Origin of the sequence: Kribbella sp. NPDC050124 (genome assembly GCF_044460355.1) — a bacterium.
GTDB lineage: Bacteria > Actinomycetota > Actinomycetes > Propionibacteriales > Kribbellaceae > Kribbella.
Map to the genome: position 1 here is coordinate 106,448 of NZ_JBITJU010000028.1, position 8,296 is coordinate 114,743.

8 protein-coding genes and 1 pseudogene are annotated in these 8,296 nt (G+C 66.4%); 8 read left to right on the forward strand and 1 reads right to left on the reverse strand.

The window, feature by feature from the left end; genetic code table 11:
- The first annotated feature begins 25 nt into the window (after window positions 1-25).
- From ACIBL3_RS40525 to ACIBL3_RS40535, 3 genes are all read left to right on the forward strand, one after another.
- Window positions 26-937, forward strand: coding sequence for an SDR family oxidoreductase (locus tag ACIBL3_RS40525; protein ID WP_396359298.1), 912 nt, complete (start codon window positions 26-28; stop codon window positions 935-937).
- Window positions 938-1,020: 83 nt separating this feature from the next.
- Window positions 1,021-1,785 carry an SDR family NAD(P)-dependent oxidoreductase gene (locus tag ACIBL3_RS40530; RefSeq protein ID WP_396359299.1) on the forward strand — a complete coding sequence of 255 codons (765 nt, stop codon included), beginning with the start codon at window positions 1,021-1,023 and terminating at the stop codon, window positions 1,783-1,785.
- A gap of 163 nt (window positions 1,786-1,948) precedes the next feature.
- The gene (locus tag ACIBL3_RS40535) at window positions 1,949-2,896 is read left to right on the forward strand and encodes an alpha/beta hydrolase (protein ID WP_396359300.1); all 948 of its coding nucleotides are present in this window, start codon (window positions 1,949-1,951) and stop codon (window positions 2,894-2,896) included.
- 54 nt (window positions 2,897-2,950) lie between these two features.
- Here ACIBL3_RS40535 and ACIBL3_RS40540 read toward each other — a convergent pair whose 3' ends face one another.
- Window positions 2,951-3,433 (reverse strand): hypothetical protein, encoded by a 483-nt coding sequence (locus ACIBL3_RS40540; RefSeq protein WP_396359301.1) that lies wholly within the window; start codon window positions 3,431-3,433, stop codon window positions 2,951-2,953.
- Window positions 3,434-3,467: 34 nt separating this feature from the next.
- On the opposite strand from ACIBL3_RS40540, the gene ACIBL3_RS40545 reads away from it, so the two are divergent.
- The 5 genes and pseudogenes from ACIBL3_RS40545 to ACIBL3_RS40565 form a co-directional block, all read left to right on the forward strand.
- Complete coding sequence (locus ACIBL3_RS40545; protein ID WP_396359302.1) at window positions 3,468-3,908, forward strand: hypothetical protein; 441 nt, start codon at window positions 3,468-3,470, stop codon at window positions 3,906-3,908.
- Between the two features lie 72 nt (window positions 3,909-3,980).
- Window positions 3,981-4,487, forward strand: a complete 507-nt coding sequence (locus ACIBL3_RS40550; protein WP_396359303.1) for a universal stress protein — start codon at window positions 3,981-3,983, stop codon at window positions 4,485-4,487.
- A gap of 10 nt (window positions 4,488-4,497) precedes the next feature.
- Window positions 4,498-4,827: a hypothetical protein gene (locus ACIBL3_RS40555; protein ID WP_396359304.1), complete on the forward strand. Its 330-nt coding sequence runs from the start codon at window positions 4,498-4,500 to the stop codon at window positions 4,825-4,827.
- Window positions 4,824-6,938, forward strand: a complete 2,115-nt coding sequence (acs, locus tag ACIBL3_RS40560) for an acetate--CoA ligase (protein WP_396359305.1) — start codon at window positions 4,824-4,826, stop codon at window positions 6,936-6,938. The genes ACIBL3_RS40555 and acs overlap by 4 nt, the downstream gene beginning before the upstream one ends.
- A gap of 321 nt (window positions 6,939-7,259) precedes the next feature.
- Window positions 7,260-8,017 (forward strand): annotated as a pseudogene (locus ACIBL3_RS40565) (IS256 family transposase); the annotation flags it as partial.
- Window positions 8,018-8,296 lie beyond the last annotated feature (279 nt).

An 8,296-nucleotide genomic window follows, 5' to 3' on the forward strand; every position in this document is an offset into this window, starting at 1 on the left:
CCGGCAGTACTTTGAAGGAGATCACATGTACAAAGTCCCGGATCAGCACGGCAAGTTCGTCGTTGTGACCGGCGCGAACAGCGGAACCGGCAAGGAAGCCGCCAAGGCCCTGGCCGCGGCCGGCGCGCGGGTGGTACTCGCCGTGCGCACACCGGCGAAGGGCGAGCAGGCCCGCGCTGAGATTCTCGCTCAGCATCCGTCGGCGGACGTGGAGGTGCGGCGCATCGACCTGGCCGATCTGTCGTCCGTCAACGAGTTCGCCGACGGTCTGATCGCCGACGGCCGGCCGCTGGATCTGCTGGTGAACAACGCCGGGGTGATGTTCCCGCCCGTTCGCCACGAGACGGTGGACGGATTCGAGCTGCAGATGGGAAGCAACTTCCTGGGCCCGTTCGCCTTGACCGTCCGGCTCCTGCCGCTGCTGCTCAAGGCCCCGGCGCCACGTGTCGTGACGATGAGCAGCGGGACGGCGCGTCGTGCTCGCATCAACTTCGATGACCTTCAGTGGGAGCGCGAGTACCGGCCCATAGCCGCGTACGCGCAGTCCAAGCTCGCCGACCTCTTGCTGAGCCAGCACCTGGCCAAGCTCGCCAGCCAGCGGGGATGGGACCTGCTGTCCACCGGCGCACATCCCGGCAACGCAGCCACCAACATCGCCGCCTCCGGCCCGACCCTGGGCGGCCGGCCCAGCCTGCTGTTCCGAATCGCGTCGAAGGTCGTACCGCGGCAGAGCGCCGAACAAGGCGCCGAACCCCTGCTGTACGCGGCCACCAGCCCGGACGCGGTGCAGGGCGGCTACTACGGCCCCCGCTGGGCCATGGTCGGGCCCGCTCGGTCGGAGCGCCCGACCCGCAACGCCCTCGACACCGCCGTCGCCGCGCGTCTGTGGACCGAGGCCGAGCGTCTCACAGGCGTCGCCGTTCCCGCCGCGCTCTGATCATCTCTCCCTCCCGTGGAGGGGCATCCGTCGCGCCCCCGACGCAGCGCAAACCACAGCCATTGAAAGGAAGGCACGAATACATGTCAGCTCTGAACGGCAAGGTCGCCATCATCACCGGCGGCAGCAAGGGCACCGGCCTCGGCATCGCGAGGGCCTACGTCAAGGAAGGCGTCGCGGTCACGATCACCGGCCGCGACCAGGCCGCCCTGGACGCGGCAAAGGTCGAGCTCGAGACTCTGGCGCCACACGCTCGTGTGCTCGCGATCCAGGCCGACAACAAGGAACACGCCGCCGCCACATCGGTTGTCTCGCAGACCGTCGAGCAACTCGGACAGTTGGACATCCTCATCAACAACGCCCAGGAGTTCCGCACCGGCGTCGGCTTGGAAGACATCAGCTGGGACGACATGATCTCCAGCTACGAATCGGGAGTGTTCGCGACCTGGCGCTTCATGGTCGCCAGCCTCCCCCACCTGAAGGACACCGGCGGAACCATCATCAACATGGGCTCCGGCGCCGGCACCCAGTCGATCCCGAAACACGGCGCGTACGGGTCCAACAAGGAGGCGATCCGCGGGCTCAGCCGCATCGCCGCCCGCGAATGGGGACCATTCGGGATCACCGTCAACGTCATCAACCCCTACGTCGCCTCCGCCGAATCCATCCGGTACGAGCGCGAGCACCCAGAGATCATCGCCGAAATCATGAAGAACCTGCCGCTTGGGCGCATCGGAGACGCAGAGCTCAATGTCGGCGGTCTCTGCGTCTTCCTGGCCAAGCCCGAGGGAAAGTACATGACTGGGTCAACCTTCGACGTCGAAGGCGGCTCATTCATCCGGCCGTAGGCCTGGCTCCTGCCGCCCCAATCACCCCTGGGCGTCCTCACCCGAACGCGCGCAGGCGACACCGTGCACGGGATATCCACCCTCCGATCGCCGCCGGAAGCAGGAAAGGCCAGCGCACACGACTCACCGCACGACCCTCAACCCACCACCCAAGGAAACCACCATGCCCCTCGACCCGTTCCTGGAACCGCTGCTCAGCACCCTGCCACCGTTGCCCGATCCGATCGACGACTTCGACGCCTGGCGCAAACAATCAACACAGACCGCAGAAGCCGCCACGGCTCAGTTGAGTGAACCCGGACCAGCAGTGGCCGGCATTCAGTACGTCTCTATCCCCGTCCCTGGCGGAACCATCGACCTCAAGGTGTACCAGCCCTCCGGCCAGGGCCCGCACTCCGCGCATCTCTTCATCCATGGCGGAGGCTGGTTCGCCGGGTCCATCCACGACACCCACACCGACAACGTCTGCCGGGAGCGCAGCGCGGGCGCCGGTTGCGTCGTCGTCGCGGTCAACTACCGAAAGGCCCCGGAGCATCCCTTCCCCGTCCCGCTGGACGACTGCCACGCGGCCGTCACCTGGCTGATCGACCACGCAAACGAGCTCGGTGTCCGGCCCGACCGGCTCACCATCGGTGGGCAGTCTGCCGGCGCCAACCTGGCCGCCGCGCTGACACTCAAGCTCCGAGACGAACAGGGCCCCCGATTCGTCCTGCAACTGCTCGAATGCCCTCCGCTCGATCTCACCCTCAGCCAGCCCTCGTATGCCGCACTCGGCACGGGCTATGGACTAGACCTCGATGAGATCCGCCGCATGGTCGCCTGGTACACCGGCGACAACCCCGAGCTCATCCATGACCCCTACCTGTCACCACTCCTGGCCGACGACCTGTCCGATCTGCCCCCCGCCTACGTCATGACCTCGGAGTACGACCCTCTACGCGACGACGGCGAGCTCTACGTGCACCGCCTGCACGAAGCCCACAGACCAGCGACCATCTCCCTGCAACACGGCCACATCCACGGCTCGAGTGCCTTCACCAAGGTGATGCCCACAGCACGACAATGGCGCGACGAAACCCTCGCCGCCCTCCGGAACGCATACCTCGACTGAGCCAATGCCTCGGCGGCCCCAACCCGCAGCTCCGCGATGCACGGGATGCAGGTATCAACGAGCCGGGTCGTCCGCGGTCAGCTGACTCTCGGCCTCGGCGCGGCGCTGCCGTAGATGCTTCAACGACTCCTCCAAGGCTGCGACTTCACCGAGCCAGGCCCTGTCCTGCGCCTCGGCCAAGCGTGCTTCGGCATTGGAGGTCATCTCCTCGATGCGCGGCAGTTGGCGGGGGTCGACTCGCAGGAACCGGCACCGGCTGCAGGCGTGCTCGTGGACGCAGGGCGTGCCGTAGGGACGGTGGCAGTCGCCGAGTGCGACCTTGCGCAGCAGGAAATGCTGCTCGAACTCGTCCCATTCTTCCCCGGACGCTGGTCGCAGCTCCCCGAATGGGCGCAGCCCGCGGCGGCGTTCGATGAAGTGCTGGTGTGCGGCAATCACCTCCTCAGGGAACACAGCGGTGTAGCCGCGGGTGGTGTCGAGGTTGAGATGGCCGAGCAAGGTGGCGGCGATGTGCAGCGGCAGGCCGCTGGAGACCATTTCTGTAGTAAACAATCGGCGGAAGTCGTGCGGAGTGAACCGAATCGGCCTGCCCGGCATCGGACAGGCCGGCGTCGGCGGCGAGTTCGTTCAGAAGCCGCCGAACGACGGCGTAGGAGATGACTTCTTGACGGGTGCCGATCCGGCGGGCGAACAGGTGCGCGAACCCGATCAGCTCGCCGCCATCGCCGCCGACATCGCCCTCAGCCACAGCGTCGTACTGGACCGCATGACCGGCACAGCAATCCTGTCCCGCGACCAGGCCCGCGACATCGGCACGCGTCGGCCACCTCGCCCGGCCCGCCTGCCTGACGTTGAGCAGTGGCACATTCAACGCCGCGACCGGGCCGGGTTCTTCGGGTCGTCTGGCGCCGCCGCGCACTCGTCCTCAACTTCTGCACGAACGGCGCACAGTTGGCTGATATTCACGTGCACGCCAAGGACGCGCGGACTGGTAGCTGGCGGCGAAGACTGACCCGTGAGCACGCGGGCTGGACTCGGTGGGCGGCGCGGAGCACGCTGAGGTTGAGGTGTTCGGAGGTGCGTCGTGACTGGGCGTGATTGTGTCATCGTCTGCGGCATCGACGGGTCGGCTGCCGGGCTGCGAGCGGTGGAGTGGGCGTTCGAGGAGGCTCATCGCCGGGGTTGCCGGCTGCGTGCAGTGACGGTCTGGTCGTGGAACGGTCCGGACTACGGCACGACGATCAACAGCCCGGACGAGGTCCGGAAGCGGGCGGTCAAGACCCAGAACGAGGTCTTGGAGAAGGTCGTCGGCGAACGCCGCGAGCTGGAAGTGGAACGGCTGATACTGGAAGGCCGGCCCAGCGACCAGATCTGCTGGGCTGCTCTCGACGCAGAGCTGATTGTCCTCGGCAGTCATGGGCACGGCGCATTTCATGACGCACTGGTGGGCTCGACCAGCCAGCACGTCATCCGCCATACGTCGTGTCCCGTGGTCGTGGTGCCCGACCCGAGGCGGGTCGAGCAGGAGCACAAGTCGGCGGCGTCTCATCACCGGCAGATTCGCCCCGAGGGCGGCGCTCCGATGTTTTGATGGTGGTCCGGTGGTGGTGATGATGACGCAGCAATACCTTGCCGGCGAGCTTTCGCAGTTGCTGGCCCAGTTGCGAGCGGTGGCAACCGACGACGATTCCAGACGGCGCATCGGCGACTTGCGCCGCGAGGCGGAATCGATGCCGCTGCCGACGTTGGCTTCGGTGGCGGTCCGCGCGCTGCTGGTCGCCGACGCGATGTGCTGGAACTCGATCGAGCGGGGAGACATCACGGCGTTCAGCCGTCAGGCTGCTGCCGGGGCGGCGCTGTACGAGTTCGGGACCTGCGCAGGCTTGCTCGACGAGGAGCTTGGCAGGTCGACGGGGAGGTTGAACACATGACCGCAGGTGAGCAGGACGAGGTCCCCGAGGCGCAGATCGCCGTACATTGGCGTGAAGAGGAGTACTACCGGCCGTCGCCGAGGTTCATTGGCCAGGCGAATGCCGCCGATCCGGCGATCATGGAGCGCTTCAACGAGCAGCACTTCCCAGACTGCTTCAAGGAGTACGCCGATCTGCTCTCCTGGGACGCGTACTGGCACACCATCTTGGACACGAGCAACCCGCCGTTCTGGAAGTGGTTCGTCGGCGGCCGGCTGAACGCCTGCTATAACTGCGTCGACCGGCACCTCGCGACGCGCCGCAACAAGGCTGCATTCATCTGGGTTCCTGAACCGGAATCCGAGGCCACGCAGTCGATCACCTATCAAGAGTTGTATCGGCAGGTGAACGGGTTCGCCGCGGTGTTGCGCGGGTTCTGCGGTGTGCAGGCCGGCGATCGGGTGACCTTCCACCTGCCGATGGTGCCTGAGTTGCCGGTGTCGATGCTGGCCTGTGCGCGGCTGGGAGTCGTCCACTCGGAGGTGTTCGGCGGTTTCAGCGGTACGGCGTGTGGCGGCCGGGTCGCCGACTCCGGCAGCAACGTCCTCGTGACCATGGACGGCTATTACCGCAACGGGGAGCTGGTCGATCACAAGATAAAAGCAGAAGAGGCAGTCGCAGCTGCCCGCGAACTCGGCCACGAGATCGACAAGGTTCTGGTATGGCGGCGCCACCAGGGCGAGTACGCGTCCAGCAGCCCGATGGTCGACGGCCGCGACTTCTTCGTCGACGAACTGCTGGCAGAGTACCGGGGTGCTGTCGTTGATCCCGTGTCGATGCCAGCCGAGGCGCCGCTGTTCTTGATGTATACCAGCGGTACGACGGGTCGGCCAAAGGGCTGCCAGCACTCGACCGGCGGTTACCTGTCGTACGTAGCCGGTACGTCGAAGTACTACCAGGACATCCACCCCGAAGACACCTATTGGTGCGCCGCGGACATCGGCTGGATCACAGGGCACTCCTACATCGTGTACGGCCCGCTGGCGTTGGGGGCGACGAGCGTGATGTACGAGGGAGTGCCGACGTACCCGGATCCGGGCCGGGTCTGGCGGATCGCCGAACGCCTCGGCGTGAACATCTTCCACACCGCGCCCACCACGATCCGCATGCTGCGCAAGCTCGGTCCGGACGAGCCCGCCAAGTACGACTACCACCTGAAGCACATGACCACGGTGGGCGAGCCGATCGAACCCGAGGTGTGGCGCTGGTACTACGAGGTCGTCGGCAAGGGGGAAGCAGCCATTGTCGACACGTGGTGGCAGACCGAGACCGGTGGTTTCCTGGGCAGCACCTTGCCGGCGCTGCAGCCGATGAAGCCCGGCAGTTGCGGGCCGGGTGTCCTGGGTGTCTATCCGGTGATCTACGACGAGAACGGCGACGTCATCGAGGCCGGCAGCGAGCGTGCCGGCAATATCTGCATCCGGAACCCTTGGCCCGGCGTCTTCCAGACGATCTGGGGTCAGCCGGAGCGATTTGTGCAGCTGTATTACGAGAAGTACTGCCGCGATCCCGAGAGCAAAGACTGGCACGACTGGCCGTACTTCGCCGGCGACGGCGCCGTCCAGGCGGCTGACGGCTACTTCCGCATTCTCGGCCGGGTTGACGACGTCATCAACGTGGCCGGGCACCGTCTGGGAACGAAGGAGCTCGAGTCGGCCTGCCTGACCGTGGCCGACGTCGCCGAGGCGGCCGCTGTGCCAGTGTTGGACGAGGTGCGTGGCCGAGCGGTGGAGATGTACGTCGCTCTGAAGCCGGGGGTCGATCCGAGTCCGGACATCGAGGGCCAGGTCGCGCAGGCGATCGTTCGCGAGATCGGGAAGATCGCGCGGCCGAAGAACGTCTGGATCGTGTCCGACATGCCCAAGACCCGCTCGGGCAAGATCATGCGCCGCGTGATCGCCGGCATTTCCAACTTCACCGATGTCGGTGACGTGTCCACGCTGGCGAACCCGGAGATCGTCGACCACATCCGCCACCGGGTCCAGAGCGAGAAACTCGCCCGCGGCGAGCTCCCTCGCGACCTGACCCCACAGGAGGCCGAGGAAGTCAGATCCTTCGGCCAGTCCGAATAGCCTTTGCCAGCTGACGTGTCGGCGACAAGTTGCTCAGCTATCGCGCGTCCTCGCGCGCGTCTCCGGCTCCTCAGCGCGGCCCGGTGCATGCAGGGCGCCCGGCGACCTGTGGCTCAGGGTTTGGCTCGTGCCTTGATGATTGCTGCCAATTCGATGAATGCGATCGCTGAGCTGAGTGCCAAAACCACCAGGAGGGCCTGGGGCAAGCCACTGATCGTGGCGATCACCGCGCCGACACTGACAACGAGCAAACGGTCGCCGAGACAGTGTGAAGGCCAGCGAGACCACGCCAGTGGTTCTCGCGAAAGGACACTTCACACGATGGCTCTGGACCAGTCTGCCCTGCTCGAGGTACTCGAGATGCTCAAGGGTGGTGATGTCGAGGAAGAGGTTCGGCAGGCCGCGACGACGATCTACCAGGCGTTGATCGAGGCCGAGCTGACCGCGGTGATCGGCGCCGGGCCGCCCGCGCGCACCGCGGAGTGGGCCGCGCAGCGCAACGGTCATCGATCCAGGACGCTCACGACGACGGCCGGGTATCTGGAACTGCTGATCCCGAAGCTGCAGTCGGGGTCGTTCTTCCCGCCGTTGCAGGAACGCCGGCGGCAGGTGGATCAGTAGTTGTTCGCGGTGCATGAGGCCTACCTGCACGGCACCTCGACCCGCAAGGTCGACGACCTGGTCAAAGCCTTGAGTGCGGACAGCGGGATCTCGAAGTCGGAGGTGTCGCGGATCTTCGCCGAGCTCGAGTCGAAGTGGCGGCCTTCCTGGCGGTCGCTGGCCGAGCAGCCGTTCCGCTACGTCTTCCTGGACGCGACGTACTGCAAGGCCCGCGTCGACCACCGGGTGGCGTGCCAGGCGGTCGTGGTGGCCACCGGGGTCGCTGCAGACGGGCGCCGCGAAGTCCTCGGATTCGATGCCTCGACTCCGAGGATGGCGCGTTCTGGACGGCGTTCCTCCGGTCTTGAAGACCCGGGGCCTGCATGGGGTTCAGCTGGTCATCTCCGACGCCCACCGCCGGGCTCAAGCAAGCCATCGAGGCCGTGCTGCTCGGCGCGGCCTGGCAGCGCTCATCCGTCAAGATCGTCTGCGGCGAGATGGTCTCGCTGATCTACCTCCATCGCCGGGAGAGGACCTTGGCAGCGTGACCTGACAGGTCTAGCGGCAGACCCGTCCCTCCCGGTGGTGGCTGGTCTCGACTGGCCAGTGAGAGTCGTGCCCCGGCGTGTGGTGGGAGCACCTGGATGAGCGTCCAGTGGGCCAGTGTCGCCTGCCATGAGCATGGGACCGCTCTGAGCGGTTTTCTGCCAGCTTCATGGGACCACCTGGGTTGCCAGTCGTGGGACCACCCGGCGCGG

What these genes read in the sequence shown, in the direction of transcription:
- ACIBL3_RS40525 (WP_396359298.1), top strand. Translation starts at nt 26, where the DNA reads ATGTACAAAGTCCCGGATCAGCACGGCAAGTTCGTCGTTGTGACCGGC.
- ACIBL3_RS40530 (WP_396359299.1), top strand. Translation starts at nt 1,021, where the DNA reads ATGTCAGCTCTGAACGGCAAGGTCGCCATCATCACCGGCGGCAGCAAG.
- ACIBL3_RS40535 (WP_396359300.1), top strand. Translation starts at nt 1,949, where the DNA reads ATGCCCCTCGACCCGTTCCTGGAACCGCTGCTCAGCACCCTGCCACCG.
- ACIBL3_RS40540 (WP_396359301.1), bottom strand. Translation starts at nt 3,433, where the DNA reads ATGGTCTCCAGCGGCCTGCCGCTGCACATCGCCGCCACCTTGCTCGGC.
- acs (WP_396359305.1), top strand. Translation starts at nt 4,824, where the DNA reads ATGACCGCAGGTGAGCAGGACGAGGTCCCCGAGGCGCAGATCGCCGTA.